This is a genomic window from Paenibacillus sp. SC116, assembly GCF_024733555.1.
Classification (GTDB): domain Bacteria; phylum Bacillota; class Bacilli; order Paenibacillales; family Paenibacillaceae; genus Paenibacillus_B.
On sequence record NZ_JANIOF010000007.1, the window covers coordinates 37,505 to 64,454 of the forward strand.

General features: G+C 42.5%; 24 protein-coding genes and 1 pseudogene. 4 read left to right on the forward strand and 21 right to left on the reverse strand.

Annotation, left to right across the window (positions count from 1 at the left end; all coding sequences use genetic code 11):
• Positions 1-6: 6 nt before the first annotated feature.
• Complete coding sequence (locus NQ117_RS21585) at positions 7-1,173, reverse strand: fused response regulator/phosphatase (RefSeq protein WP_258280087.1); 1,167 nt, start codon at positions 1,171-1,173, stop codon at positions 7-9.
• 223 nt (positions 1,174-1,396) lie between these two features.
• Positions 1,397-1,918: a DUF948 domain-containing protein gene (locus NQ117_RS21590; RefSeq protein WP_258280088.1), complete on the reverse strand. Its 522-nt coding sequence runs from the start codon at positions 1,916-1,918 to the stop codon at positions 1,397-1,399.
• A 264-nt stretch (positions 1,919-2,182) separates the two neighbouring features.
• Here NQ117_RS21590 and NQ117_RS21595 point away from each other — a divergent pair, with 264 nt between their 5' ends.
• Positions 2,183-2,341 carry a DUF1328 domain-containing protein gene (locus tag NQ117_RS21595; protein WP_258280089.1) on the forward strand — a complete coding sequence of 53 codons (159 nt, stop codon included), beginning with the start codon at positions 2,183-2,185 and terminating at the stop codon, positions 2,339-2,341.
• 157 nt (positions 2,342-2,498) lie between these two features.
• Here NQ117_RS21595 and NQ117_RS21600 read toward each other — a convergent pair whose 3' ends face one another.
• From NQ117_RS21600 to NQ117_RS21620, 5 genes are all read right to left on the reverse strand, one after another.
• Complete coding sequence (locus NQ117_RS21600) at positions 2,499-3,872, reverse strand: L-cystine transporter (protein WP_258280090.1); 1,374 nt, start codon at positions 3,870-3,872, stop codon at positions 2,499-2,501.
• A gap of 184 nt (positions 3,873-4,056) precedes the next feature.
• The gene (locus tag NQ117_RS21605) at positions 4,057-4,698 is read right to left on the reverse strand and encodes a hypothetical protein (protein ID WP_258280091.1); all 642 of its coding nucleotides are present in this window, start codon (positions 4,696-4,698) and stop codon (positions 4,057-4,059) included.
• Positions 4,699-4,870: 172 nt separating this feature from the next.
• Positions 4,871-5,446 (reverse strand): RNA 2',3'-cyclic phosphodiesterase, encoded by a 576-nt coding sequence (gene thpR, locus NQ117_RS21610; protein ID WP_258280092.1) that lies wholly within the window; start codon positions 5,444-5,446, stop codon positions 4,871-4,873.
• 89 nt (positions 5,447-5,535) lie between these two features.
• Positions 5,536-5,997 (reverse strand): GtrA family protein, encoded by a 462-nt coding sequence (locus NQ117_RS21615; protein ID WP_258280093.1) that lies wholly within the window; start codon positions 5,995-5,997, stop codon positions 5,536-5,538.
• 236 nt (positions 5,998-6,233) lie between these two features.
• Positions 6,234-6,389 carry a hypothetical protein gene (locus NQ117_RS21620; RefSeq protein WP_258280094.1) on the reverse strand — a complete coding sequence of 52 codons (156 nt, stop codon included), beginning with the start codon at positions 6,387-6,389 and terminating at the stop codon, positions 6,234-6,236.
• Between the two features lie 22 nt (positions 6,390-6,411).
• Between NQ117_RS21620 and NQ117_RS21625 the strand changes: the two are divergent.
• A pseudogene (locus tag NQ117_RS21625) lies at positions 6,412-6,733 on the forward strand (MazG nucleotide pyrophosphohydrolase domain-containing protein).
• Between the two features lie 155 nt (positions 6,734-6,888).
• Here NQ117_RS21625 and NQ117_RS21630 read toward each other — a convergent pair.
• The 5 genes from NQ117_RS21630 to NQ117_RS21650 form a co-directional block, all read right to left on the reverse strand.
• On the reverse strand, positions 6,889-7,296 hold the full coding sequence (locus NQ117_RS21630) for an O-methyltransferase (RefSeq protein ID WP_258280095.1): 408 nt from the start codon (positions 7,294-7,296) through the stop codon (positions 6,889-6,891).
• A 173-nt stretch (positions 7,297-7,469) separates the two neighbouring features.
• Positions 7,470-8,126, reverse strand: a complete 657-nt coding sequence (locus NQ117_RS21635; protein ID WP_258280096.1) for a response regulator — start codon at positions 8,124-8,126, stop codon at positions 7,470-7,472.
• The gene (locus NQ117_RS21640) at positions 8,098-10,518 is read right to left on the reverse strand and encodes an ATP-binding protein (RefSeq protein WP_258280097.1); all 2,421 of its coding nucleotides are present in this window, start codon (positions 10,516-10,518) and stop codon (positions 8,098-8,100) included. The genes NQ117_RS21635 and NQ117_RS21640 overlap by 29 nt, the downstream gene beginning before the upstream one ends.
• The gene (comX, locus tag NQ117_RS21645; RefSeq protein ID WP_258280098.1) at positions 10,509-10,688 is read right to left on the reverse strand and encodes a competence pheromone ComX; all 180 of its coding nucleotides are present in this window, start codon (positions 10,686-10,688) and stop codon (positions 10,509-10,511) included. The genes NQ117_RS21640 and comX overlap by 10 nt, the downstream gene beginning before the upstream one ends.
• A gap of 310 nt (positions 10,689-10,998) precedes the next feature.
• Positions 10,999-12,123: a lantibiotic dehydratase C-terminal domain-containing protein gene (locus tag NQ117_RS21650; protein WP_258280099.1), complete on the reverse strand. Its 1,125-nt coding sequence runs from the start codon at positions 12,121-12,123 to the stop codon at positions 10,999-11,001.
• 412 nt (positions 12,124-12,535) lie between these two features.
• Here NQ117_RS21650 and NQ117_RS21655 point away from each other — a divergent pair, with 412 nt between their 5' ends.
• Together NQ117_RS21655 and NQ117_RS21660 are read left to right on the forward strand one after the other, a co-directional pair.
• Positions 12,536-13,156 carry a TetR/AcrR family transcriptional regulator gene (locus NQ117_RS21655; RefSeq protein ID WP_258280100.1) on the forward strand — a complete coding sequence of 207 codons (621 nt, stop codon included), beginning with the start codon at positions 12,536-12,538 and terminating at the stop codon, positions 13,154-13,156.
• A 28-nt stretch (positions 13,157-13,184) separates the two neighbouring features.
• Positions 13,185-13,862: an MBL fold metallo-hydrolase gene (locus NQ117_RS21660; RefSeq protein ID WP_258280101.1), complete on the forward strand. Its 678-nt coding sequence runs from the start codon at positions 13,185-13,187 to the stop codon at positions 13,860-13,862.
• Positions 13,863-13,995: 133 nt separating this feature from the next.
• On the opposite strand, the gene NQ117_RS21665 is transcribed toward NQ117_RS21660, so the two are convergent.
• The 9 genes from NQ117_RS21665 to NQ117_RS21710 form a co-directional block, all read right to left on the reverse strand.
• The gene (locus tag NQ117_RS21665) at positions 13,996-14,889 is read right to left on the reverse strand and encodes an NUDIX hydrolase (RefSeq protein WP_258280102.1); all 894 of its coding nucleotides are present in this window, start codon (positions 14,887-14,889) and stop codon (positions 13,996-13,998) included.
• Between the two features lie 370 nt (positions 14,890-15,259).
• The gene (locus NQ117_RS21670; RefSeq protein ID WP_258280103.1) at positions 15,260-16,504 is read right to left on the reverse strand and encodes an RtcB family protein; all 1,245 of its coding nucleotides are present in this window, start codon (positions 16,502-16,504) and stop codon (positions 15,260-15,262) included.
• Positions 16,505-16,538: 34 nt separating this feature from the next.
• Complete coding sequence (locus NQ117_RS21675; RefSeq protein ID WP_258280104.1) at positions 16,539-17,264, reverse strand: hypothetical protein; 726 nt, start codon at positions 17,262-17,264, stop codon at positions 16,539-16,541.
• A 4-nt stretch (positions 17,265-17,268) separates the two neighbouring features.
• On the reverse strand, positions 17,269-18,720 hold the full coding sequence (locus tag NQ117_RS21680) for an RtcB family protein (RefSeq protein ID WP_258280105.1): 1,452 nt from the start codon (positions 18,718-18,720) through the stop codon (positions 17,269-17,271).
• Positions 18,721-19,029: 309 nt separating this feature from the next.
• Positions 19,030-19,155 (reverse strand): hypothetical protein, encoded by a 126-nt coding sequence (locus tag NQ117_RS21685; protein WP_258280106.1) that lies wholly within the window; start codon positions 19,153-19,155, stop codon positions 19,030-19,032.
• Between the two features lie 73 nt (positions 19,156-19,228).
• Positions 19,229-20,611 carry an acyltransferase gene (locus NQ117_RS21690; RefSeq protein WP_258280107.1) on the reverse strand — a complete coding sequence of 461 codons (1,383 nt, stop codon included), beginning with the start codon at positions 20,609-20,611 and terminating at the stop codon, positions 19,229-19,231.
• Between the two features lie 234 nt (positions 20,612-20,845).
• Entirely contained in the window at positions 20,846-22,060 is a 1,215-nt protein-coding gene (locus tag NQ117_RS21695) for a serine hydrolase domain-containing protein (protein WP_258280108.1), read from the reverse strand.
• 191 nt (positions 22,061-22,251) lie between these two features.
• Positions 22,252-24,474 carry a serine hydrolase domain-containing protein gene (locus tag NQ117_RS24215; RefSeq protein WP_375163111.1) on the reverse strand — a complete coding sequence of 741 codons (2,223 nt, stop codon included), beginning with the start codon at positions 24,472-24,474 and terminating at the stop codon, positions 22,252-22,254.
• Between the two features lie 57 nt (positions 24,475-24,531).
• Entirely contained in the window at positions 24,532-26,751 is a 2,220-nt protein-coding gene (locus NQ117_RS21710) for a serine hydrolase domain-containing protein (protein ID WP_258280109.1), read from the reverse strand.
• Between the last annotated feature and the right edge of the window lie 199 nt (positions 26,752-26,950).

Here is a 26,950-nt window from a genome sequence, read left to right on the forward strand (position 1 = left end):
CCTTTCCTATAGATCTTGTCTATGATGTACGTCCACCCATACAAGACACTTATCATCTTCATGCAAACTTTCATTTTCAAACAATTGCTGCCATGGCAATGAATCCTCTATATCCGTTTCTGTCTTAACCAATTCTGTCAAATTAGCTATCGCCATATCTAAAGACTGGACTGGTGACTCTACCAGCCCATCCGTATAAAGACCAATTCGGAATCGATGCGTACACGAGATTTCCTTTACCTCAATGTGAAGTTCAGGGAACATCCCGACTGGGTGACCTGTTGTCTCCAGCTGAATCACTTCACCATTTTCCATAGCGACAATACCTGGGGGATGGCCTGCATTGGCATAGTGAATGACATCATTCTTCGTGTCTACGATCATGTATATCGCCGTCATATAATATAGCGTCAAGCTGTCATTCATATAAAGCTGATCAAACTTGGCATTCAACTGCTGCAGCACAATATCTGGAGCTGCCTCACTTACAACTGTGGTGCGCAATGCTGATGCAATATACATACACAACAATGCTGAAGACACACCATGTCCCATCATATCTAAAATGAGCACACCATATTTGCCATTGCTAAGCGGAAACCATGCATACAAATCTCCAGCCAGTTCTTCTGAAGGCCTATAAATGGCCTTAATCGTGATAGCCTGATCTTCATAAGGCTCCGTTAATACAGATGCTTGGACCTTCGCAGCAAGTCGAAGCTCTTGTCGGATATGGTAATCACGTTCTTTATGCCAATCCTTCTCCTGCTTCAATCGAAGAGCAAGCCTGATTCGCGCCAACAACTCGATTCGGTTGACGGGCTTCGTTACATAATCAACAGCACCTGCGTCCAATGCATCTGCTAGAATGTTCGAATCCGCTACCGCGGTCACCATAATAATAGGGATATCACGTAAATGATTTAACTGCTGTATATGTCTGCAAGCCTGCAACCCATCGATTTCAGGCATCATCATATCTAATAAAATGAGATCAACATCCGGCTCTTTGGGATGAACATCTTCAACTTCGCCTGAATAATCGAGTCCTAATTGCTGGTACATCTCTTGTGCGCAAGAAGCTGTAGAAATGCGTTGATATCCGTCTTTACGCAATATTTCTCGGATAAGCATGACGTTCGTTGGATTATCATCTACAACAAGTATGTTCATAGAAAAATCCTCCTTTCTCTGTTACCCTCTAATTTATTATGATACACTGCACATCTATATCGAGCTACTTTATCGTTGAATTACATCGTTCCCAATCCTATGTGCAATGTTTATTACCCATCCGATTTCAGCATAAAAGACCGACTATCTTATTGCGATAATCGGCCTCCTCCTGAGCGTATCTATGATCGAAAATCTATGACTGTGTAAGGATACTTACCAGTTAAGATTTTGAGTTAACCGCACGGAACACCTTCCACACTTGCACTCCTGCATCTACCCACGAATACCAATTCGGTTGACAACTTGCCTGCTGAGGTGTTGGTGTAGATGCCGATTCCATTGTTCCCATTGGCGATGAGCTCATAGCCCGGTGTTGTTGGGGACGTCCAGAATCTTGCCGCTTGTCCACTACTGCCTTCCCGCGAAGACCGTGTGCAAATCCTACAGATACTTCTTTAACTGCCAACGTCACCTCATTTAAAGCTTCGCCCGCATGCTGCATAGAATCTGTTATCGGCTCCAGCTTACTCATCTGATGCTGAATGCTTGCTGTAACTTCATTCGCATTGCGAGCCACAGCTTGTAAATCTGCATTTAACGACTCAATCGTACGCTGCACATTTTCAAGGGTAGAGGAGGCACGCTCCAGTGACTCATTAGCTGCCTTTAATGTTTGAATCATAAAATATACGAGTACAACGAATGCGATAGCCGCAATACTAACACTTATTTGTAATAACATAGACAATCCCCTCTCTTTCTACACACGCTGTAAACACATGTTCTCTTTTGTCGTTATATCACTACTAGCCTACTCACAAAAAGCCAACAAATTTGATTATCAATCTGTCGATAGCCGATGCAATTTATTAACACGATTGTATAGGATGATATACCCTGTGCGACTAAGGCTGAAACAACATCAGCATACAATCAACTTGCCTGTTTCAAAGTTCTGTAAGTACGGTTATGAATGTGTCAACAAGTGACAAAGGAGAGGTTAATCATGTTAAGATGGGCATTTTTGTTTCTAATCATCGCCTTAATTGCAGGTGTATTTGGTTTTTTCGGAATTGTGGAAGCCGCTACTTCCATCGCTAAGGTAGTCTTCTTTATCTTCTTAATTCTATTTATTGCATCCCTTCTAACAGGGAGAAGGACATAGCCGTCTAATGTTGCAAGCAGCGAACAAGCACATCACAATGGAAGCAACACAAACACAAAAGGGGTATTCGCAGTCTTTTCAGACTAACGAATACCCCTTTTTCATAATTAGTAGGATTCACAAATGATAGGTAGCTCCCAATAAAATAATTATTGAATTAAAGTCCTTTATTAAACTTCTCACGATCCCATTGGCCTAGCCAGCGAGAAGATAGCACCCCAGACGTCATAGAGCCATTAACGTTTACAAGCGTGCGTCCCATATCAATAAGCGGCTCAACAGATATGAGCAATCCCGCCAATGCGACAGGAAGATTCATCGAGGATAAGACGATAAGCGCCGCAAAAGTTGCTCCGCCTCCAACACCTGCTACGCCAAAGGAACTAATAGCAACAACTGCAACCAATTGAGCTAAAAATCCTAAATCCAACGGATTAATGCCTGCGCTCGGAGCAATCATAATTGCCAGCATCGCAGGGTAAATTCCCGCACATCCATTTTGTCCTATCGAAGCCCCAAATGTGGCACTAAAGTTCGCAAACGATTGTGGAACACCTAAACGTTCTACTTGCGTTTCGATATTCATCGGAATTGCACCTGCACTTGAACGCGATGTAAACGAGAAGGCAAGCGTAGATAATGAACGTTTGAAATATCCAATTGGTGATATTCCTGAAACAGCCAACAGCAGCGCATGTACAAGCAGCATAAGCGCTAATGCCACATAAGAGGCAATAACGAACTCACCCAACTTCCATATTTCAGCGGGAGCCGTTGTAGAAACCACTTTCGTCATTAAGGCAAATACACCATAAGGTGTAAGCCTCAATACAATCGTCACCATTCTCATTACAACCGCATGCAATGCATCAATAATGGACATAAACATTTTGCCGTGCTCTGGCTTCTTTCGGGCTACGCCTAATGCTGCAACTCCGATAAATGCCGCAAAAACAACGACTGCAATCGTAGATGTACGACGAGCCCCCGTCATATCCAAAAACGGATTAACTGGAATGAACTCCAACACCTGCTGCGGAAGCGTAAGATCCTTTACTTCTTCAACTTTCGTATCCAAATATTCGCCTCGTGCTACTTCCTGATCACCAGCTTGAATGTCGAGAGAGGATAAGCCAAAGAACAGCGAGACAGAGATAGCGATAACAGCCGCAATAGCTGTCGTCCCCACCAAAATCCCAATGATCGTAGCACTCATCTTACCAAGACCCGTTTTCGATTGCACATGGATAATAGCAGAAATAATCGAAACAAAAATGAGAGGGATAACGACCATTTGTAACAACTTCACATATCCCGTTCCTGCGATACTAAGCCAATCATTAACCGATTTTACAACGGAATGATCAACACCGAATATGAATTGAAGTAAAGCACCAAATCCAATACCTATACCCAATGCTGCAAACACGCGCTTAGTAAAAGGTACATGCTTGCGCTGCATTCGGTACAACAGGCCGATTAGCAGTCCCGCTGCCGCTAAGCATAGCAGCACGATCCATAAGTTTGTCATAACTAACATCTCCTTGCCTTACTAGCATTCTGTATATTGAGTTTGTATAACTATACTCTTCCTCTTACTTACACCTATTTCGAATACACAATCCGTACCCAATACTTTTTTATCCACTTCTAATGTTAGCATAAGGGCGAGCTTGTATTCCTTTCCACGCTTAATCATCTCTGGTTTTTTCATTTTACTTATCTTTGCGCAATCCAAAGCGAATAGTCCATTGACCAGTTTCTGCACGGATGTCATCAACTTGAATAAGAGATGGCAAATAAGAACGAAGATCAAACGTCAGCGGCTTCTGCAGTGATTCCAACCAACGCTGAGGTATCGGAATATGTTTAAGCGTCATGCCTGAAGGCGTTAAGAGCAAGGTCTGTGTTTGCGTGCTCCAATTCACGTCCAAATAAATATGAAACTCTGCATCAAGCATATCCCAAGGACGAAGATGAAGTGTGACATCAAGCTGATCCTCCAACAGCTTAATATCCATCCCTTGAACATTCCATTGAGACCATTCTGGCTTCTGCTTCAGCAATTGCTGAACAAATATAGAAGCATATTGATTCCATTCTTGCTCTGAAATCGTTATTTCTCGACTCCGTTCCTGGGCAACACGCTTCAGAATAGAAGGAAGACTATCGTCTGGCACGGCTCTCCAGCCTATTGGCTTATCTGGCTGAATATAAAAATATAAGTAGGTTCCGCCCCCAATAACCAATAGGAATACACTGATTATGATGCGCAGTAACCATGACCTCTTTTTCTTAGCCAATCCATCTCCCTCCGCTCCGTTCAATAGTTTTAAAGGATGCTTTGGATGCTTCAAGAATAGCCAACTTCCTTATAACAACTTACAATAAGTAAGGAAGTAATATATATGTATTGTATAACCATAAGCAAATATAAACAATACAGAAAAAAGCTCCATCACCCGCCCAACGTTCAAAGCAGTGAGAAGCTAAACAATAAGATGCATACTATTTCATTTACGTTCATCATCAGCTTTTCACATTTCTCATCTTTGCAACGTGTATAGCCTCATACATAGGACGCTCATGCATATGTGTCCGATAAAGTACAAGACGGTCGACTGACCAATTCGTAAGTTTCTCATCATTATGCTGGAAAGGAAGAATAAAAGGCTCATGACCTCGAAATTGTCGCGCTACCGTTATATGCGGAGAGTAAGGCCTTAGCTCCCTCTCGTATCCCTCCAGCGCGAGATGCCTTGCAACAATATCAGCGACTCCTAACAAAGATTCCTTCTCACCTTCAACATCTCTCCATAATACTCTTGGCAAGTCGGATCTTCCGAATATCCCCCATCCTCCTAATCGCAACTCGAATGGTGAACAATTGGTCCCAGCTTCATTCATTCTCGCTTGAATATCGGAAATTCGTTCTGCTTCAACATCACCTAAAAATTGAACCGTAATATGATAATCCTGCCACGTTGTCCATTTACGGAAGGTAACCGTAGAGGATCGAGCATATGCATCAACCTGATTGTGCAGCATCTGCTTCCATGCTATTGGAAGCTCAATCGCTATAAAGACTCTCCATGCGGACTCCATCTTGGCACCTCAAGTAATAGTATACTTCCCCCTTCAGTTTGGCTATATCTCATTCCATTCATGCACGAAGGAATATAAATAGTCAACGATTATACCTCTTGTTCCGGTACTGCTGCAGGTGATACTAACGTGGGTTGCTTATATGTTTCTACTTCTCTTGGAAAGAGAATGAACTTCTCCAACACAATCGATAACATCGTAAACACGCTAGCTTCCAAAAAAAGAACCACATCTAGATGTAATTTCGGATCCCAATCAGGCGCCCATATGGATATAGCGTGATAAACCCAAGGGTGAATGACAATAAAAGCGACAACATGACTAAAAAGGTAAACGCCAATTATTTTGCCTACGACTACAACTGAAAAAGTTTGTATATGGTACATATATGGTCGATGGACCAAATAGCTCCATACAATTCCACATGCATTACCAACAAAAGTCGCCCATATATAGGGCCACTTAAGTCCGTGTAAAAGCAACATAATAAACCCAATTCCGATGAGCAAATTGCCTACTCCGATTAGGATATAGGTACTTCGTTGTCTCATCTCTCTCTACACGCTTCCTTCCGTTACACCTGACTAGGATGCATTACTTTCTTAATAACATCATGTTTCGATATAAAAGTAAAAGGGATGCGTTCAATTTTTATAATATCTTTAACTTATACTTTGGAAATGTTATACCTTTATCATTGATCAGCTTCAATAAAAGATAAACAAGCTGGTCCCAGTATGTTATCGGGACCAGCTTGCTGTGTGGGCGCTTCTTCTATCATTTTTAATTAGAGCATAGCTTCTAACTGTGACCATTTGTTACCTAACTGGGGACGTTGATAAACAGCCATCTTCTCCAATAGCTGAACAACATCATCTTCGCACACTACTAATTCATGATGGCCAGGCAAAGCAAAGCCTGCTTCGATCGATTGCTGCATCACATCCCCATCGCTCCCATAAAATATTCAACATTTCGAGCAATGGGTAACGCAATTCTATGAGCACCGTCAATGGTTCTTATAATCCTTTTATTTGCGCTGGATTCGTGATGGAAGAAGTAGGTGAACTAGCTAAAGCTATTCGAACAATTGAAATAGGGCGAGACCGACCTGATGAAGAGGTAATGTATTACGACCATGCTAGACAGCAGTTAGTTGAAGAACTGGGAGATATTCTAACAAATATGTTAATCTTGTCCGATAAGTATAATATATCCTTAGATGAAATTATGAATGGGCATGTAGATAAGCTCAGCGCTCGGTTCGATACAATAATTAAGACGTAGAGCATTGTTATATATCAATATTTTAAATCAAGTAATAGTTCTTATCGCAGTACGCTCACTTGGATTGCTGTTCGTGCCAAGAGCTTTACCTGCAATTAAGCTTCAGTATGTACATGCATATTGCCCATCATAGAGGGTTTAATAACGAAGCTAATTTACTGCCTCGAAGCTCTTGGCTGCCGTGCATAACTATCATTTTCTTTTTCCAACAATGCCGTTAAATTGTAGTTGGACTCGAACCAAGTGCTAATGACAAGGCTGTCCTGCTTCATAGCAAAATCAAAAATCATCTCGCCATGAGTCCAATTCTTCTTATGCTTCAAAGCTTCGATTGCCATCATGCGGAAAGAGGCGACATGGCGCTTCTGCATTCCCTTACGTAACTGTACAACCACACCATCTCTACATTCTAGCGGATCATGCTTAACCCCGAACTTACCGATCACATCATTGCGAAGACACACGACTAAAGTCCCGCCCGTTAATCCGAGTAGTTCAGGTTCTAGCTGTTCAAATACTAGGCTTAATTGTCTAGTAAGACTCATTTCATACACTTTCGCCATTTTTAATTCCTCCTTTAATATTTCAATCTATTTTATTACACAATGGCTCTACACAGGCATTATAAGACATAATTATACAATATACAACATATTTCGAACATTTCTTCTCATTTTTGTCGAAATTAAACAAAAACAAAAAGGCCCTTTGTCATTAAGACAAAGGGCCTAGGTCACTAAAATGTTTCTGATCGAATAAGTCCAAGTCGCTTCGACTCCACGATAGCTTCTGAGCGAGATCGCACACTTAACTTATCAAATATACGTGTTAAATTGTATTCTACCGTTCGCTGACTCATATGGAGCTTCGCCGCAATCTCTTTGTTACTCAGTCCTTCTGCTACTTCTTGCAAAATGTCCTGCTCACGTTCATTGATGGAAGCTTCTTCAACCGTCCCATCACTACGAGTTACCTTCACTTCTCCACGTCGAAGCTGCTTAAGTAAGGAAACAGGGATAACCGCTTCCCCACGCATCGCACAATAAATAGAAGTCAGTAGTTGCTCACGAGATACGGTCTTCGAAATAAAGCCAGAAACACCATATTGAATGAGCAAGTTAAAATGAGAGATGATATCGTGGCCCGTATAGATAATTACACGCCTGTCCGGATCTTCCTGCATCAGTCGCTTCGTAAGCTCCAAACCCGTAATCGTCGGCATATTCAAATCGCATAGAATAATATCGAACGATTCTTGCTTGAGTGCTTCTATTGCTTCCATGGCGGAAAGAACGACATGAACACTCATATTGGAGTCTTGTTCAATCATGGTCTTCGTTCCTTCACCTACAGACGGATGATCATCAACTAATAAGATACGAATCTCGCTCATGTTCATTTTCCCCTCTACTGCTAGATAATATAGTTGGCAGCATGATCTGGACTTCGAAGCCTTGCCCTTTCTCAGAATGGAACTCTATCTCACCTTCCAGACTAATTACTCTCTCGCGAATTCCTGACATTCCCATATGACTAAAAGAAGATTCCATCTGATGCAAGTCCATTCCGACACCATCATCTTTGTATGTAAAGTAGACTTGGTCATTCATTTGACTCAGTTCAATCCATACCTTATCTGCCTGTGCATGCTTTGATGTATTTCGAAGCAACTCCTGTACAATTCGGTAGACAGCTGTAATTTGCTCCTCGCTAAGCATGCTTTGCAGTGGCTCTACTTTAAATTGCACATCGAAATTCACATGGAGACGCATATGATCCAGTAAGGAGTCAAGTGCCTGCTGCAATCCTAGCTCTTTTAATAAAGGAGGCCTTAACTCATTACATGTCTCTCGAATTTGGAAAATAACATCGAGCAAGCCTTCTTTAATATCATAGAGCTGCTGCATAGATTCCGAAGACAATTCATATTTGTAATCTGTCAAAAACGTCTCCAGCTTGCGGAACCAAATGAGCTGATCCTGCAAAGCCGAATCATGCAAGTCAGATGCCAGACGTCTTCGTTCGTTCTCTGAAAGACAGAAAATCAACCGTAGTACCCACGGAGAGGCACCACGTCCCTTTTGCATCTCGGTTTCCAGATCATCCAGCAAATTTTGAATTAAATATAAGTTCTCATTTAAGATACTAGTATAATTGGCTACAGTCTTGAACCATCTTAGTTCATCCACATTGAATTTCGTGTTGTTCACTTTGTTGCCAATCCAGATCGCATATAGCTGATCATTTCGCTGCCCGATAATGAGACATAAGCCATCTTCCAAAGTAACAATATCAGCCACTTTCAAGGAACGACGTCCAAGCAGCAACTTGTGATCCCCTTCGCATATTTTCATATTTTCAGGATACTCAATAGATCCCGTGGCCTTATCGATCGTAAAGAAGCAGATATCTTCCACCGGCATTAATGTGCGAATTTCTTGTGATAGAGAACGCTCCAGATCATCGCGCTTCATTACTTTGGATAGTGCGCTCGAATATCGATCCAATCCCTCTTGTAGAGAGTACATCTGCTTAAATATTTTTGGACGATAGCGATAGTCTATCTGCTCTTTCAAGTAGAGCAATAAAGTCATACTGCTATATACAATAATGAAAAATTTGAATCCTACCCAAAAATAAGACTCTGTTTGTAAGGTAATTACTAACAATGTCGTTACAATAAGGGATGGGACTAACGCTAAGGAAGCGTAGTATTTAAATCGTGTCACGACAAAATCAACGTCAAAGAGCTTCTTCGACGTAAACAAATACAAATATCCTACCGGTAGAGCTATAAGAAAGAGCGTCGAAAAATGATGCACTACTAATTGAGTTCCAAATAACAATAGCGGAAACAAATTCAATACAACGAATGGCGTAAACGCCAGTGCATGTGAAATTAACATAATTTTAAACAGTGGCTTCAACTTCGCATGACGTGGTTTACGGTATACATCGATCAAACAATATAAACAAAGCCCATAACCGATAATTAAAGTTATATATGTCAAAAATGCACTTGATTCGAATGCTGTGGGAGCGAACACATCTGTCACTGCCAAAATAAAATTAATAATAACTACGAGTTCAAGTAACAATATAACTACGACCATGAATCTTGATTTATAGATAAATTCAATATTATGGCGCCGTAAGTATACATTCATAAAGTAAAGAAAGACAAATGGAATAACCGGAAGAAGTCCTGCCATCATAAATCTTCCAATAGTATCAATGCGTACTGCAACTGGAGAAGCATAATAAGTGAAACCTATTAATAGAAAATACAAAACAAGAATGACGGCTGCCTTGTCATGTTTGCATTTCACATATAAGATAATGGATATAATTAAATTAGCAATAAAGAAAAATAACGGTACTATAAAGCTAAAAATCATTTCTTTTTTTGGAATAGAGCTTAGACCACCCATGTCAAATGTATACAATTTAGATCCTGATATATGGGAGTCTACCAATATACTCTCAGCTTTTTCAACCCTAGAATATTTAACAAACATTTCAAATTCATTCGCTGGTTTGCTATCAACTTCGATTACTCGATCTCCTACCTGTATTCCTTCCTCAAATGCTCTACCCAACGGATCAATCTCTGTAACAATTACATTTCCTGTTTTGTCTAACTCCCCAACTATTCCTATGATCGGCACAGTAAAGATAACATACGTAAAATAAGAAAAAAACGTGCAGACTAACAGCACTACTGACATAAAGTATGCCTTATGCGCAGTACGCTGATTATCTGCACGGTCTACTTTTATTTCCAAACGTTAGTTGCCCCGTAAACGTTCTCTGCTGGTTGCTTGCTACCCATAACATCAAAGAGCGCCTTATTTTCCAATTCACTTATTCCCGCAAACTGTACTTTTCCTTGAAGGAAGCTTTCCATCAGATTGCGGTCTTTTAATAAAGATTGAATGATTTCATTTAGCATCATAATCTTAAATACCTCCCCATATTTATCTGTTACAGTGCCTCACTACTAAATCTAACAGGTAGGTAGCGATTTCACTCCGCAATTCGGTATAGTATTTCCCGCAATATTATTGCGGGATTATACTCGCGAGCCTTGCGGTATATTGCAATACGATCATATCTCTACCTTGTCAGACATTTATTGTAGCGTACATAGGAAAAAATGGGCAACTACAAATCCACGCAATGATTGTGCGTTGACTTGTGGTTGCCCACCTATAAAGTTTATATACGTATCCTATCATCTAGAATGGATCAGTGAATGAGTTGTGTTAATTCAGTTCTGCATGCTGCACATGGTACGTGCTACTCATACGCAGCACTCTTTCCGCACTTCCTGCCAACAAATACGCAAGCAAGTGTTTGACATGCGAACTAATATGAAACAATGGGAGGAGCCCATCTAAAACGCCCATCAAACAGCAATATGCATTCATCGCAGAATTCTGCTCATCCTTCTCTTGCCGCAGTCTGGTAACAGCAGACAAAAGTCGTTCAGCCTTGAAAGCAAATTGCCCCGTCATGTTTCCTGACATCGGGTAAAGATGTTCGAGCCACAGCGCTTCAACTTCTTCAGCCTGCAGCAATCCTTCCTCTGTAAGCTTCATCACGGCATTAGACAATTCTTTTAACGCTGCCGACCATCTGCGCAAGAGCTCATCCTGCCCTACATACAACCCTATCTCAGATGAATGCTGGACAACTTCCTGAATGGCTTGATCAAACACAGCCCCCCACTGTCCATCTACTTCTTGAAACTGTTTTTGAATAAATTGTTTCTGTTCAGATCGTTTCATAAATTCGACATAGTTCACTGCGATATCTTTATAAATGCTGTATCCAGTATGCAATCCATGACTCGGAAACAGCATGCTAACAGAAGCCATCATCCGTACAAGCTGGACATAACGAGCTTGTCTATTAGATCGTGTGCGCTCAATCTCTAAATGTACGAGTTCATATGTATAAGCATAAAAGCTGCGGAGCAATTCAGATAACAATGGATGCTTCCACAAACCAGAAAAACAACTGTGTTCATATATAGCAACCTGATTATCAGGCTGTAATGGCACAAGTGGGCCAGCACCTGGACACTCATTCTCCCACTGCTCACATAATTGTAAATAAGAGCTTTCATCCAGCTTGCGTTGAGAGGGATATTTGGACAAGTAGACTTTCAATCGATCTTTAATATGTTGAAAACAAGTCTCCGCAGCCTCTTCCTGCTCAAATTCCACATGGATGGCAATATGAGGACCAAACCTCCAATGACGCTGCACATAAGCTCGTACAAAGCTGCCATTTGCTTTCATTTGTTGGAGAACAGGTCTAATACCATCAAGCAGCAAAGCATGCTTATCATCTTCATAATAGTAGACTTGCATTGACTTCCACATACGGGGGAACTCCCTTCCTAATTAAATACGGTGAGATATCCCCTATAAATGAATAGACGATGCCGAAACGGCAGGGGTCACCGTTTACAGCATCGTCACTCTAATAGCAGAGGGGTCAGTTTTTCAACAGTAAAGGTCGCTAGGGGAGAGGGACGACCTTATCAACTGTTGAATGAGGAGAACCTGACGTAACTGCAAGGTTGTCTTACTTGCATCATATACGATATTTCGGCAAGATTCACCGATAACTAGTGTGGTAATTACCACAATTAAATTGCGTTGTTGGTTCGGTGATTGATAGCATTGACGAAACAGGAAAATAATGCTATTTTGTAACCGACGGTTAGTAACCATTGGTTATTAAATAATTCACCTATTCTTATACATAAAAAACATGACTTAGGAGGAACTCATGAACAAAGCTCAACGTTCTGAATTAACGAAGCAAGCAATATTATCCGCGGCTGCCGAGCTATTCACAAACACCGGATTCGAGGAAGTCACAATGCGAGAAATTGCGAAGCAGGCAGGATGTTCACACACTGCTATCTATATCTATTTTCAGGATAAAGAAACACTGCTCTTCCAATTAGCTAGACAGCCATTGCAACAATTGCAAGACCGCCTGCATGAACTTCAACAAGACACGAACCTTGCTTCTGATGCAACACTGAAACAAATGGCACTCGCTCTCATCCATTTCGGACTTACCTATCGCAGCATGTATCATTTATTTTTCTTTGCTCGATCATCCAGAGTAGATGAAAAAGAACCTAATCTGGTCATACAGAAGCTGCGCAACGATCTATTCTCTATACTGAGAGCTTCAATGGCCGACATGATTAACGCTCCAGCAGACGATCCGCAAACGCTGGCGTATACACGTGCTTTCTACTATTGTTTGCACGGCATTATTACCACTTACCTCGAATCAGAAGAGCCTGATTCTGAACTGCATGACCGTTTGGATGATACATTTGAATTGACAATTGATATCTTTCTAGCAGGGATTCGACAGCATATACAACGATAAAAAAAGAACAACTTAGGGAGGATTTCGTATGAAGTTAGAACAAATTTCTACACATATCTGGTCTTTAAAAACGTGGTTCTTATTTCCGATGCGAGTATGGCTAGTTAAAGATGATGAGGGCATTACGCTCGTTGATGCCGGCATGCCATTCATGGCGCGCAGCATTCATCGTGCAATTGATCAACTGAATGCTGGTTCCTTACAGCGCATTCTACTAACCCATGGCCATAGTGATCATGTTGGTTCCGTACATAAACTTCACAATGCTTATAACGTTCCTATATTTGCGCACGAAACAGAAATCCCTTATATGGAAGGTAAGATGATATATCCACGCCGACGTAAATTAGAACAAAATGTACGACAAGGACTAGCTGCTGCTCTACCAAATACTGAAAATGGACAACTACAAGTGATCGCGGGATTACAACCGTACTTTACACCGGGTCATTCTCCTGGACATACCGTATACATGCACGAAAAAGATAGTGTCTTGCTAGCAGGAGATTTATTCACCTCCAAGCGCGGTCGCTTGAAACGTCCTATGTCTGCCTTTACAGCTGATATGAAAGAAGCGATCACAAGTGGTTCGATCATTACGAAGTTGCAGCCGAAGCACCTAGAAGTCTGTCATGGAGCACCTGTGTTGAATCCCGCTTCTCAGTGGGAGGAGTATCATGCACAAAATATGCATGATTTAAAATAGGCCTATTGATACCAAAAAAGACCGCACTTGCAAGCAGCTGTATGCTTGCAAGTGCGGTCTTTTCGTACAATAATGAATCATCTATTATAAACTAGGTAGGAACCATATCTGTAATACAACGGACTCCCCCACTTTAATTGTATAAAGACAACTTAGGTGTATGATCCGTAAATCGATACAGCTGTGCTGGACGCTGAGAATAACGATTCGAAGTGAGCAATTCACCATTTGGACCACGTACCTCTTCAATCAGTCCTTGGCGTGTCCGAGTAGATGTCAGCTTGCGTACAAAATTCGGCTCTTCAAACGTAGGCACAACCGTCTGCAGTACTTGATACAGTTCACTTATCGTAAATGCCTCTGGTAAAAACTGCTTCGCAATCGTTGTTGTCATCATTTTCTCTCGAATCATATCGAGGGCATCCTGAATAATAAGACGATGGTCAAATGCCAAATCCATATTCAGAGCCTCTTCTACCGGAATCAGCTTCAAATCGGCCGCATCATAAGATGCGCGACGGGCAGCTAGTACTTCCTCTTGGACTAAAGCACAGAATGCGTGCGACAATATCCATCCACGAGGATCTCTACCTGGAGTACTGTATATATTCAAATATTCAATATGGACATCTGTCACGTTGGTCTCTTCTTGCAGCTCGCGCCGAGCACAATCGTACAACGTCTCCGTCTCTCTGCAAAATCCGCCTGGCAGCGCCCATTGTCCTGCGAACGGCCAGCGTTTGCGTTGAATAAGCAGTACTTCGAGCTGCCGCTTCGGCATCGACTTCTTCACAGTAGGGCGTTCCTCTGTCGTGATTGTGAATATTACAATATCGGCCGGAGCACCATCTGGTGTACGGTAACGGTTGGGTGAGTAATTTTTCTCATAGTCATCTAATTGCTGCTCTAGCGATAAGGCATACTTAGATGCTGTCTGCTCTTCTACACGAGAAGCCAAATTTTTAACATCAGATGCCTTATGCTCAGACGCACTGGATTGGCAAGAGTCGGCTTCGTTACCGTTCATGATTGTATCTATCCCTTCCATATAAAACATGATATCGTCCTAATTGTTCCACTATCTTAAAACCATGTAACGGTAATAACATTAGCATAATTACTATGTATAATAGTCTATTTAATAATATAAATACGACATTTATTATGAAGTGTCAACTATTTGCATGTAGAAACGGTTATTATACCACTGTTTAAATAAGCATGTCCGTCAATAAGAACATTTCTATCTAACACATTCATACTGCTCTACATTCACATTTATATGACTACCCATATTTTACATCAATTTACTTCCTTCATGCTAATTATAGCCGATCCTATGTCCAGAACAATCAAAAAGACTTCCCGAATAGGTTTCTCATTCAGGAAGTCCATTCTTAGTCTTTATATGGATCGAACTCGTCAGCGCCAGCCATACAAACCCCGATTGGCTTTAATACGTGCATCACATCAATCGTGTTTCGATGCGCATCCAGTACCGTCTGCAATTGGCGGTAAACGAATGGACTTTCATCCGTACCTGCCCCTCTTAGCTCAACGCCACATGCACGCACAGCCTGATTCATTTGAGCAGATGTAATTTTGCCGCCAGAACGTTTGCGTGTACGCCAATTCATTTTTCCTGCCGCTTCTGTTCGACTCATAATCCGGCCCGCTCCGTGGACGGTACTATAAAACGAATCACGATTCTCCTCGGTATCCTTGCCACGTACAATGACCGAAATATCACCCATACTGCCGCCAATAAAGCCCAGCTGACCTGGCGCGGAAGGTGTCGCTCCTTTACGGACAACGACCGTATCGCGCCCGTCATGCGTTTCACGCCATGCATAGTTATGATGATTATGCACCTCAAAGTCCGCTTCCGCACCTAGTATGGACAATATCTGGTCCATCACATAATCACGGCCTGCATAAGCATATCGTCCAGCCAACCGCATGGCGCGATAATACATGTCTCCAAGCTCATGTTCTAACTCTAATAGAACAGGCGGCTGATCCATTTTCTCTCCCGGGGCCTTTGCGAAAAACTCACGCCCCGCCGCCAAGTTAATGAATCCACTGGCCGTCCGATGTCCGAAGCCACGGCTTCCAAAGTGATTGCCCATCCACAAACGTCCCGTTTCTGTCTCCTCGAACAAATCGACGAAATGATTGCCGCTGCCCACTGTGCCGAGCTGCGAACGAGCCAATGCCAGCAGCTTGTCATGCTCCTGCTGTCCGATTGCTCGATAAACAGCCCAATCCGGATCATCAAACAACTCATGATCCACTCGCTCGTTATTTACACGCCCTACACCGAACGAAATCGTTCGAGCAATCCGGTCCATCACTTCTGAAATACGCGGCAGGACATCAGATACCATTAAGTTCGTTCGCACTGCCTTATTACCGCATCCAATATCGTAACCGACACCTGACGGGGAAATTTGTCCGTCATAGACGACTACACCGCCAATCGGCTGGCTATATCCTTTATGATGATCAGCCATAAGCAAAGACTGAACCACTCTTCCTGTCTCTGCACAAGTTTTCGCTTGTGACAAAGCTCCCGCATCTGGTTCTCCCCAGACACGGACTCCGTCAATCGTTTGATAATTTTTATTACTGCTTGCTTCCATGTTAGTATCGGCACTCCCTATTGCAAAAATTTGATTACGAACAGTCACGCTGCAGTTTAAATTGTAACGCATCCAATGCTAAATTCACCGTCTGTTCAGACTCTTGCGATTCCCATCTGTTTCGATCGGCAACGATGCCAAACTCCGCGTTTGGCAGTTCATAATGCTGTATAGATACAGATTGCGCAGCTGACATCGACTTCATTACAGATGCTGCTTGTATTTCCTGTGAACGAAGCATCTCTAACTTGCTCGTCATCGTCGAAGCGTTCTGATCACAATCGCTCAAGTTCACTCGCTCCATAAACCGAACAAGCGATTCCTCGTTTTCTACCAAACAGAGGCTTTCATGATCAATGCGATCATCTCTCCATACGGGGATACGAACAAAAGCTACTCGATCCTTAGGGTAAACGAACAACAAGTTGCGTGAAGAAGGCGTAAGTTGAATTCGGGATGTTCTGCGATCCCCCTTTTCATCAGCTACGACCGTCCATTCTTTTGCCTCGAAAACATCAAATACTCGTGCCGCACATTCTACACTTTCATTCCCCGAGCGTACATCAGCGTCTAGCTGTTTCCATACAACATCCTCTTGCCCATGGCTGGATACGATCGACCATGTACGTCCGAATCGTTCTTTCAATAAACCTTGAATCGCCTGTACCGCCTGTGCGTAGCGTTCAAATACCGTTAATCCTGCTTCAAACAAAACTAAAACCCGTTCATCAGGGTGTTGTGCATGTAAATTTGTACTCATATGATTAGGCTCCTTTTAACGCTGCCAACGGTTGGCATACTGCTACTACTTCAGCAAGCCCTGCGCCGACAACACTCTCGATTATATGTTCAACATTTTTATATGCTTGTGGTGATTCATCAACGATACTTTCCAGCATCGGTTGGTTAACTACGATCTCGTCTTCCTTGCCAACTTTTAGCGAGGCAGCAAACTCATCCACCGTCACTAGCTGCTTCGTCGCACTGCGCGAACGAACCCGGCCAGCCCCGTGGCAGATCGAATAATAATTGTCGCTGCCGCCATCACGTCCTACCATCAGATAAGAGCGGCTGCCCATCGATCCCGGTATAAGCGCTGGATGCCCAGTCTCCGCATATGGCTTCGGATTATCTGGATGATGCGGCGGCAGGGCAAGTGTAGCCCCTTTGCGATGTACGAACATCCTCCGACCTTGATGCACTTCTTCCCATGCGTAGTTATGCATGAGATCGTATAGCGTCCTCATCTCGACCTTAGTCCCGAATACATCTCGAAAAGCTTCACGAATGCCATATGCGATTAAATGCCGATTCACGACTGCGTAGTTCAACGCTGAGTACATCAAGTTCACATACGATTGTGCAAATGGATGCTCCAACGGCGCAAATGTTAATCTCGGATCTGGCGTTCCTTGACCAGACGCACGCATCCATTGGCTCATTGCTTTAATGCCATGCTCACTAACCGCTCCGCCCCACGCTCGCGACCCAGAATGGATCATTATAACGACTTGCCCGTCAAACAATCCCCATGCTTCTGCAACGTCCCGATTATGCTCAGCAATCTCGATCGCCTGAACTTCGGCAAAATGATTGCCGCCACCAAGCGTGCCTAGCTGCCTATGCGCTCGATGCCATATCGGCTCAGGAATTTCATCCAGCATCTTTTCATCGAAGGAAAATCTGCCGCATTCAAGGTGCGTCAAGGATGTCGTCTTCTTAGGCGTATAAATGTCCGGCACGTATTTGTTTGGCAGACCGTGTACTCCTTTTTTCAACACATGTTCCAATCGGATATCCGAAAAATGGCCGCGTTCATGCATGTTCAAAGGCACGTATTTTCCCATTCGTTTAATCAACTTACGCCGCACCTTTACGTCTTTCAATTCATCACGATGCATATTCGTCAAATGTACACGCATACCGCAGCCGATATCGTTACCGACAATGGAAGGCGATACATAACCATTCTCAGCCTCCCATACCGCTGTCGTACCGATGCACGTTCCAACGCCAACATGAACATCTGGTGTATAGCTCATGTAAGAAGCATTAGGAATCAGTAAATTGTTATTTGCCATTTCAAATACTTTTGCAGGAAGCTCCACAAATAGAGGTTCGCTGGCATACACGTGCAATTCTCCTGCTGGAAGTGCGATCGTTCGATAATATGAATCCTCTGTCTTAGAAGTTATAGTTGTATTCCATGTATTCATAAATATGTTTTCATTCCTCTCACTAAACACCGATAATCTGTTGTGCGCACATTAAAAAAGACCGCAGACTCCTCCGTCTACGGTCTTTTTATTCCTATAAAGGCAGGATTATCCACCTTTATTCCACACACTTAATCATCCTCGATGAAAAAATGTCATAGGAACATATAAAAAGACCATAGACTTCTCGTCTATGGTCTCATGATAATCCGTTCATGTTCTGCTGAAGAACAGCTTAATTACAGGTTATCATTCTTACCTTATCGAGTAAGAATTCACCCTCTACTAAGCGGCACTACTGCGCACCGATTATTCCGTCGAGACCGACGAGAAATATGTGAATGTATGCGGTTGAAGGTTGCCTTGAGCGCGATCTCGCAGCCAATTACCAGCACCTTTATCATTTCTGAGTTCATTAAACATTAGCATCATCATTTTTTCGTCGGCCTCCTTTCGTGTAATATGGATTTATCATAAAGCGGTATTCCAAACATTGTCAACCCTAATTTTAAAAAACAGGTTTTGACCCATCTCTCTGGTCTACATGTTCTGGGCCACTATGCTGTTCCTGACTCGAAATTGACGATTGGGTTTTTCTTTTACTCCCTGTGCCTGTCAACCATTTACCATACGGCATGCGCTCCATCATTTTGGATAAGAACAAGGAGCCTGCCGCTACTGCAATCCACGTTAATATCGTCACGATAAAATGCTGCCCTTCCAGCATCAACGTTCGCGTCCACAGGGCAACCCCTGACAATACAAGTGCGTGTACTAAATAAGCAGGGAAAGAGTACGATCCAATCCATTTCAAACAACGGTACAGCATACCTTGGCGTTTTACGATATTCAGCGCAAGCGCGTACAGAAGCAGCATCTGTGAAACAGCCAATATCGCAATAGACGGTTTCAAATACGTCGAGATATTTACATTTACCGGCTCCACACCACCTGCAAACAAACGATAACTGCTGTACAGATACGCAGCACCAAACACTAGCGCACTCCACGGCAGTACACGTTGAATCCATCGCCGCCACTCAGGGAGACGGTACGCACAGAGAATGCCCATTGCAATATAGAGTATATACATGCCTAAAAACATTGTACGGTGCCCCAATATATATGCTGCTCCCCCACTCGCATCAGACGTCCATCCGGGTGCAATACGGTAAGACCAATCCATTAAGGCTAGATAAAGAAGGGCGATCCCTATCATCAACAATACGATCCATCGCTTGCCTAACTTCATTCCCTTTTCCAACGTTATTGCACGTATTTCCGTTTGTACTTTATGTACAATTTTGAGCAACCAAGGAAAGAGAAGATACAATTGGAATATCATTAAAATAAACCATAGATGATACCCATATGTCGGGTTAACAAACTGCTGCAATATTTTCGTCCAGCCATCTAAAGTGAACATATCTCCTTGCAAAATAAATGCGCAATAGATCAAGGTCCATAATGCGAATGGGACAAGCAGACCCTGTGCTCGTCGCTTCAGAAAAGTGCCGTATTTCGCAGCGGAATGACGGCTATAAAATAAAAGGACGGTTGATATGAATACGAAAGTCAGCGTACCAAATCTCGTAAAGTGATAGAGTAGGCTGATTAAAATCGAATCGGTCCGATTGATATCTTCACGGACGATATATTCACCAATGCTGTGCTGCAGCACAATTGCTAAAAAGGCGAACGCTCGTAGTATCGTGAGCTCTTCTATTCTTTTTTTCGACGTAGACGATGTATGGTTAGGTACAACATCTGTATTTGCACTTTTCTTATCTTTTTCGTGTTTCTCGAAAGGAACAGCCTCTACTTCTGTGGTCTCGTCCATCACAGCAATCGTATTCATCGTTGTCTTCCCTTGCAGGTTCGATTCGGTCACAGATTCACCTCATTGTCACGTTATCCATATAACAGCTTCGTGCATAATGTTATCGCTATAACCTGAAAACGAGATGAAAGAGGCATAAAGAAAGATTCATTAGCATCCATTTCTGCCGAATTTATAAGACAATTCTATTTTCTCAAACAAAAAAGCCATCAATCAAGCTGTACTGATTGATGGCTTTAACACTTTAACTCCACTACGGATAGCTAGTTCATTTTTATAAACCCTCTACTTGGAGTCTACTGATCTGAACTCCCCTTCGAAAATCTCTAGTAAATTGGCCTGTTCCTCATTCACATCATTATCGAGTATGTTCGTGCTCACCGCCAACACATGATCTCCCCCTACAAGACCGCCAGCTATCGTAGCAAATCCATGAATGCCCCCACTATGTCCCCAAATCGAAGTACCACTTGCTAGCTTTGTTTCATAAATGCCCAGTCCATATTTCCCAACAGGCGTATCAACCCCCGTCAACATTTGCTGCAAAGATTCAGCCTTCAATAACTTGCCTCCTAATAAGGCACTGAAAAACGTATTCAAGTCAGCCGTTGTCGAAATCATATCACCCGCTGCATCTCCCCATGAAGGGTTTAACTCTGTCATATCGATAAACTTGCCGTTCTCTTTAAAGTACCCTCTTGCATGCTGATCCGGAATATAGGAAGAGCTTCCCGGTATAGATGTATCGTTTAGCTGAAGCGGATCAATGATGCGCTTCTTAATTTGGTCCGCATAGGTTTCACCTGTCACCTGCTTAATAATAAGTCCCGCTAAAATATAGTTCGTATTTGAATAACTCCAATTCGTTCCTGGAGCGAATAATGGTGCTTCACCTAATCCTTTACGGACAAGCTCTTCAGGTGTATATCCATGATATGGATTCTTCACTATACTATCTCTTATAAATGATTGCGATGTGTAGTTCGCAATGCCACTTGTATGATTCAATAACTGCTGAATCGTAATCTTCCTGCCATCATAGCCATTTCCTTGCACAACACCTGGCAGCCATTTCTCTACAGAGTCATCCAAGTGGAGTTTCCCTTCTTCGGCTAGCTGTAAAATAACAGTGGCTACAAACGTTTTCGTCACACTACCAATTCGGAAATGGAAGTCCGCCTTCACCTGCCGTGTATCATGTATGCTCGCTTCCCCTGATGCGTAAGCCCACCGCTCTCCATTTTTCATACCCGCTGCAATGATGCCTGGAATGTTCTTATGATTAGCAAGACGATCAATAACTTGCTTAACGGAGCTGTTTACTTCAATTGCTGAGCGATTGGATTGCTGCTGCAAAGAAGTTTGGATTCCTTGTGTCTGCTGGGATGCTGTCTTATCCGGCTGGGCTTGTACATTTCCTTGCATTGGCAGCAGTAGTGCTGCAGCCGCAATCATTGTCGTAACCGTCAACATTTTAAATTTATAGCGATTTAATTTCATTGTTTCTCCTCCATATTTTCATTGTCTAGAAGAGGCTGCCTCCTACTTAGCTCCAAGTAACTTAACTTCGAAATAGGAGGCATTTTCTCCACTAGCCTATACCGATCCTTCCAAGGGTCGTAGACATATACACATATTCATGAATTACATTCATATTCACATGAAAAGTTTATTCTTGAGGGAATAAGGATTTAGTTGTTGAATTCAGTCGTAAGTACATTGCTCATATTCTCGTTAAATGCTTTTATTAACTCATCCGAATTCGGCTGTGAGTTCATATTCATAGCCATAATGTGCTTGCCATCAGACGTTCCAAGTAGCATACTTAGAAATCCATGAATTCCTCCATCATGACCCCAGAGTACCTGACCATTTGGGAGTTTCGTTTGATAAATACCCAATCCATATGTTCTTCCACTTTCATTCACAACCGTTAACATCTGCTTCAGCTGCTCTTCCTTCAATAGCTTGCCGCCGAGCAACGCAGACAAAAATGTGGACAAATCCTTTCCTGTTGAAATCATATCTCCTGCTGCATTCGCAATGGTTGGGTTCAGTTCTGTAATATCTACCAACGTTTGATTGTGTGTGATATATCCTCTTCCATGCTTAGATCCCGGTATGAGAGTACTGCTGCCTGGCAAGAAAGTATCATTAAGATGGAGCGGCTCTATGATGCGTTTTTCAATTTGTTGATCATACGTCTCGCCTGTTACTTTTTTAATAATTTGGCCAAGCAGCACATAGTTCGTATTGGAGTATTGGAAGTCAGTTCCGGGCTTGAATACCGGCTTTTCTTTCAGTCCCATCGCCACTAGCTCTTCTGCTGTATAGGTACGCTGTAAAAGCTCTAGGTTAGTAGGGTCTTTAAAAAGAACGCTCGTATAGTTATAAATGCCGCTTGTATGATTGAGAAGTTGACGAATCGTAATTTTACTGCCGTCGTAACCATTGCCCTGTACAACTCCTGGGAGCCATTTCTCTACGGAGTCATCCAAATTAAGTTTGTTCTCCCCAGCTAACTGAAGCACGACAGTCGCTACAAATGTTTTCGTAATACTGCCAATACGGAAACGCGCATCAGACTCCATTTTGCGTCCTGTCTTAATATCAGCCTTGCCAGCTGAGTAACCTTGGAACTTGCCGTGATTGTATGTCACTGCTGTGACACCTGCAATATCCAGATTCGTGAAGTTATCAATGAGCTTCTGTACTCGCTCAACTTTGGAAGCAACTCCACCAAATTGTTCTGCAATGATATTCACATGATGAAGGGCATCTGAATCCGAAAGTAAATTTGTACTTAAAGCTATTACATGTTCACCGCCAGCGATCCCTCCTGCCATCGTAGAGAATCCAGGCAGATTTCCACCGTGTCCCCAGAAGGAAGTTCCATTAAGCAGTTTCGTTTCATAAATACCGAGTCCATATTTTCCAAGAAGGGGGGCTTCAACCGTTGTCATCATTTGCTTAAGTAACTCTGGCTTTAATAATTTTCCACCTAGTAGTGCACTGAAAAAGGTATTCAAATCATCTACCGTCGAGATCATATCCCCAGCTGCATTTGCCCATGAAGTATTCATTTCGGTTGTGTCCAAAAGCTTGCCTTCAAGCTTGTAATATCCTCTTGCATGAGGACTAGGAAGATGTGTAGAGCTGCCTGGGACTGAGGTTCCCTTAAGCTTTAAAGGATTAATGATACGTTTCTTAATCTGCTCTCCGTATGTTTCGCCTGTTACTTTTTTAATAATAAGTCCCGCCAGCACCGTATTTGTGTTCGAGTACTCCCAGCTTGAGCCTGGCGCAAACGAAGGCTTTGCGCTAATGCCTGCACGAACAAGATCATCAGCTGTATAGTTTTTGTTCAAGCTCGATTGAAGACCTTTCATAAAGGACTCATTTGCTGTATAGCTCGCGATTCCACTCGTATGATTGAGCAACTGACGGATCGTAATTTTGCTTGCGTCGTATCCATTACCTTGCACAACACCCGGCAACCATTTTTCAATGGAATGATCCAAATTGAGTTTGTTTTCACCTGCTAATTGAAGAATGACCGTCGCTACAAATGTTTTCGTCGTACTTCCGATTCGAAAGTGAAAATCTGTCCTCACTGGGGTTTTATCATGGATAGTTGCTTCACCTGAGGCGTAGGACCACTTTTGACCATTCTTTGTAACACCAACGATGACCCCTGGAACGTCCTTCTGATTAGCAGCTTGATCGATGAGCTTTTTGACGGAGCTTCGATTGTCATGAGCGTCAGCCACTTGCTTATTAGTAGAATGCTGCGAAGTTTGCTGTGCTGCATTCACGTTCTCCGCGTGAAATGTTCCTTGCACTGGCAGAAGCAAGGTTCCTGCTAATAATGCGGATAAAGTAATCATTCCTAATTTATAGCCTTTAAACTTCATAGGTTTTCCTCCTTGTTTTGGCACACATTTGAATAAAGGTAGAGTACCGTTTGTGATTTATTTGAATTCCTCTGCATACGCAGAATCAATAGACTCCATTACTGCCTTTGCTTTTTCTTCAGAATCTGGACTTGAATTTATATTCAAAACCATAATATGCTTACCATCTATTGATCCAAATGCAAAACTTCCATATCCGTGTATGCCACCATTGTGCCCCCAAAGTACTTGACCATTTGGCAGCTTCATCGTGAATATGCCCAGTCCATAATCTCCAACTTGCTCTGTTTTCACAGCCGTCAACATCTGCTTTAGCTGCTCTTCTTTCAATAGCTTACCGCCAAGAAGTGCAGACATAAATGTAGACAAATCCTGTCCAGTGGAGATCATATCTCCGGCTGCATTCCCCCAAGATGGATTCATTTGTGTAACATCTTTTAATTTTTGATGAAGATAAACGTATCCGCTAGCATGTTTAGATCCTGGTATAAGGGTACTGCTTCCAGGCAGGAAGGTGTCATTAAGATTGAGAGGTTCTATGATGCGTTTTTCGATTTGCTGATCATAAGTTTCGCCTGTTACTTTTTTAATAATTTGACCGAGCAGCACGTAGTTCGTGTTGGAGTAGCTGAAGGAAGTTCCTGGCTTAAATAATGGCTTTTCTTTTAATCCGATTTCTACCAGTTCTTCTGCCTTGTAGTCACGGTATAAACTCTCTAGGTTGTTGGGGTCTTTAAAAAGAACGTCTGTGTAGTTATTAATGCCGCTTGTATGATTGAGCAGTTGGCGAATCGTAACTTTATTTCCATCATAACCGTTGCCCTTCACCACACCTGGTAGCCATTTTTCTACGGAGTCATCCAAATTGAGTTTGTTCTCACCTGCTAACTGAAGTACAACCGTCGCTACAAATGTCTTTGTAATGCTGCCGATGCGGAAGCGTTCATCTGATCCCATTTTGCGACCAGTAGTGATGTCCGCTTTACCAGATGCGTAGCCTTGAAACTTGCCTTGATTGTACGTAACCGCAGTAACACCTACAATACCGTGTTTCGTTATGTTATCTAGCTGATTTTGCACGCGCTTCGTCTTGGACTCCGTTCCACTGAATTCTTCGGTAATAATGTTGAGATGATGATTGTTCTTTGTGTCTCCAAGTAAATTTGTACTCAACGCCATCACATGATCACCACCAGCTATGCCTCCCGCCATGGTAGAGAATCCAGGTAAATTCCCACCATGTCCCCAAAAGGACGTTCCATTTGGCAGTTTCGTTTCAAATATACCTAGTCCGTATTTTCCAAGAGGAGATTCAACACCCGTCATCATTTGCGTGAGCAGCTCTGGCTTTAATAGTTCGCCACCTAGAAGTGCGCTAAAAAACGTGTTCAGATCATCTACTGTCGAAATCATATCTCCGGCTGCATTTCCCCATGAAGGATTCATTTCAGTTGTGTCTAAAAGCTTGCCTTCAAGTTTGTAATATCCTCTTGCATGAGGACTAGGAAGATGTGAAGAGCTGCCTGGGACCGACGTTCCTTTGAGCTTTAGAGGATCAATGATGCGCCTCTTAATCTGCTCACCGTATGTTTCGCCTGTAACCTTTTTAATCACAAGTCCAGCCAGAACCGTATTCGTGTTCGAGTATTCCCAACTTGTTCCCGGAGCAAAAGAAGGTTTGCTACTGATGCCTATACGGACAAGCTCCTCAGTTGTATAGTTTTTGTGCAAGTTGGAATGAAGGTCTTTTATAAAAGTCTCATTTGCTGTATAGCTCGCGATTCCGCTCGTATGATTCAGCAGCTGGCGGATCGTAATTTTGCTTGCGTCGTATCCATTTCCTTGCACAACACCTGGCAGCCATTTTTCAATGGAATCATCTAAATTGAGTTTGTTTTCACCTGCTAATTGAAGAATGACCGTCGCTACAAATGTTTTTGTTGCACTTCCGATTCGAAAGTGGAAATTGGTCTTCAATGGGGTTTTATCGTGGATAGTAGCTTCACCTGAGGCATAGGACCATTTCTGACCGTTCTTAGTAACACCAGCGATAATCCCTGGAACGTCTTTCTCATTAGCAAATTGATCGATAAGTTTCTTAACAGCTTCCCTGCTATCTTGTGTACGACTCGAATTATTATTTGTGGAATGCTGAGAAGTTTGCTGTGCTGCATTCGCGTTCTCCGCATGCAAAATTCCTTGTGTAGGTAGAAGCACAGTTCCTGCTATTAATGCGGATAATGTAATCAATCCTAATTTGTAACCTTTAAACTTCATAGGATTTCCTCCTTTTTTATCGAAACAGAATTACTATAATCTGACATCACATGAATAGATAACCCTTCATCTTTGCTCAAGATATTTTTTTACTATCATTCGGCATACCCGATTATCCTTTTATCCATCAGGCAAGCATGCTTCGTTTCTCCTGTCACCTCCTGACCTGACTTTAGCGCTAGATATGTCATATCCCATA

Excerpts from the sequence above, each read along its gene's own strand:
- NQ117_RS21585 (WP_258280087.1), bottom strand. The coding sequence starts at position 1,173 with ATGAACATACTTGTTGTAGATGATAATCCAACGAACGTCATGCTTATC.
- NQ117_RS21590 (WP_258280088.1), bottom strand. The coding sequence starts at position 1,918 with ATGTTATTACAAATAAGTGTTAGTATTGCGGCTATCGCATTCGTTGTA.
- NQ117_RS21595 (WP_258280089.1), top strand. The coding sequence starts at position 2,183 with ATGTTAAGATGGGCATTTTTGTTTCTAATCATCGCCTTAATTGCAGGT.
- NQ117_RS21600 (WP_258280090.1), bottom strand. The coding sequence starts at position 3,872 with ATGACAAACTTATGGATCGTGCTGCTATGCTTAGCGGCAGCGGGACTG.
- thpR (WP_258280092.1), bottom strand. The coding sequence starts at position 5,446 with ATGGAGTCCGCATGGAGAGTCTTTATAGCGATTGAGCTTCCAATAGCA.
- NQ117_RS21615 (WP_258280093.1), bottom strand. The coding sequence starts at position 5,997 with ATGAGACAACGAAGTACCTATATCCTAATCGGAGTAGGCAATTTGCTC.
- NQ117_RS21630 (WP_258280095.1), bottom strand. The coding sequence starts at position 7,296 with ATGGCGAAAGTGTATGAAATGAGTCTTACTAGACAATTAAGCCTAGTA.
- NQ117_RS21635 (WP_258280096.1), bottom strand. The coding sequence starts at position 8,126 with ATGAGCGAGATTCGTATCTTATTAGTTGATGATCATCCGTCTGTAGGT.
- comX (WP_258280098.1), bottom strand. The coding sequence starts at position 10,688 with ATGATGCTAAATGAAATCATTCAATCTTTATTAAAAGACCGCAATCTG.
- NQ117_RS21650 (WP_258280099.1), bottom strand. The coding sequence starts at position 12,123 with ATGTGGAAGTCAATGCAAGTCTACTATTATGAAGATGATAAGCATGCT.
- NQ117_RS21655 (WP_258280100.1), top strand. The coding sequence starts at position 12,536 with ATGAACAAAGCTCAACGTTCTGAATTAACGAAGCAAGCAATATTATCC.
- NQ117_RS21660 (WP_258280101.1), top strand. The coding sequence starts at position 13,185 with ATGAAGTTAGAACAAATTTCTACACATATCTGGTCTTTAAAAACGTGG.
- NQ117_RS21665 (WP_258280102.1), bottom strand. The coding sequence starts at position 14,889 with ATGAACGGTAACGAAGCCGACTCTTGCCAATCCAGTGCGTCTGAGCAT.
- NQ117_RS21670 (WP_258280103.1), bottom strand. The coding sequence starts at position 16,504 with ATGGAAGCAAGCAGTAATAAAAATTATCAAACGATTGACGGAGTCCGT.
- NQ117_RS21675 (WP_258280104.1), bottom strand. The coding sequence starts at position 17,264 with ATGAGTACAAATTTACATGCACAACACCCTGATGAACGGGTTTTAGTT.
- NQ117_RS21680 (WP_258280105.1), bottom strand. The coding sequence starts at position 18,720 with ATGAATACATGGAATACAACTATAACTTCTAAGACAGAGGATTCATAT.
- NQ117_RS21685 (WP_258280106.1), bottom strand. The coding sequence starts at position 19,155 with ATGATGATGCTAATGTTTAATGAACTCAGAAATGATAAAGGTGCTGGT.
- NQ117_RS21695 (WP_258280108.1), bottom strand. The coding sequence starts at position 22,060 with ATGAAATTAAATCGCTATAAATTTAAAATGTTGACGGTTACGACAATG.
- NQ117_RS24215 (WP_375163111.1), bottom strand. The coding sequence starts at position 24,474 with ATGAAGTTTAAAGGCTATAAATTAGGAATGATTACTTTATCCGCATTA.
- NQ117_RS21710 (WP_258280109.1), bottom strand. The coding sequence starts at position 26,751 with ATGAAGTTTAAAGGTTACAAATTAGGATTGATTACATTATCCGCATTA.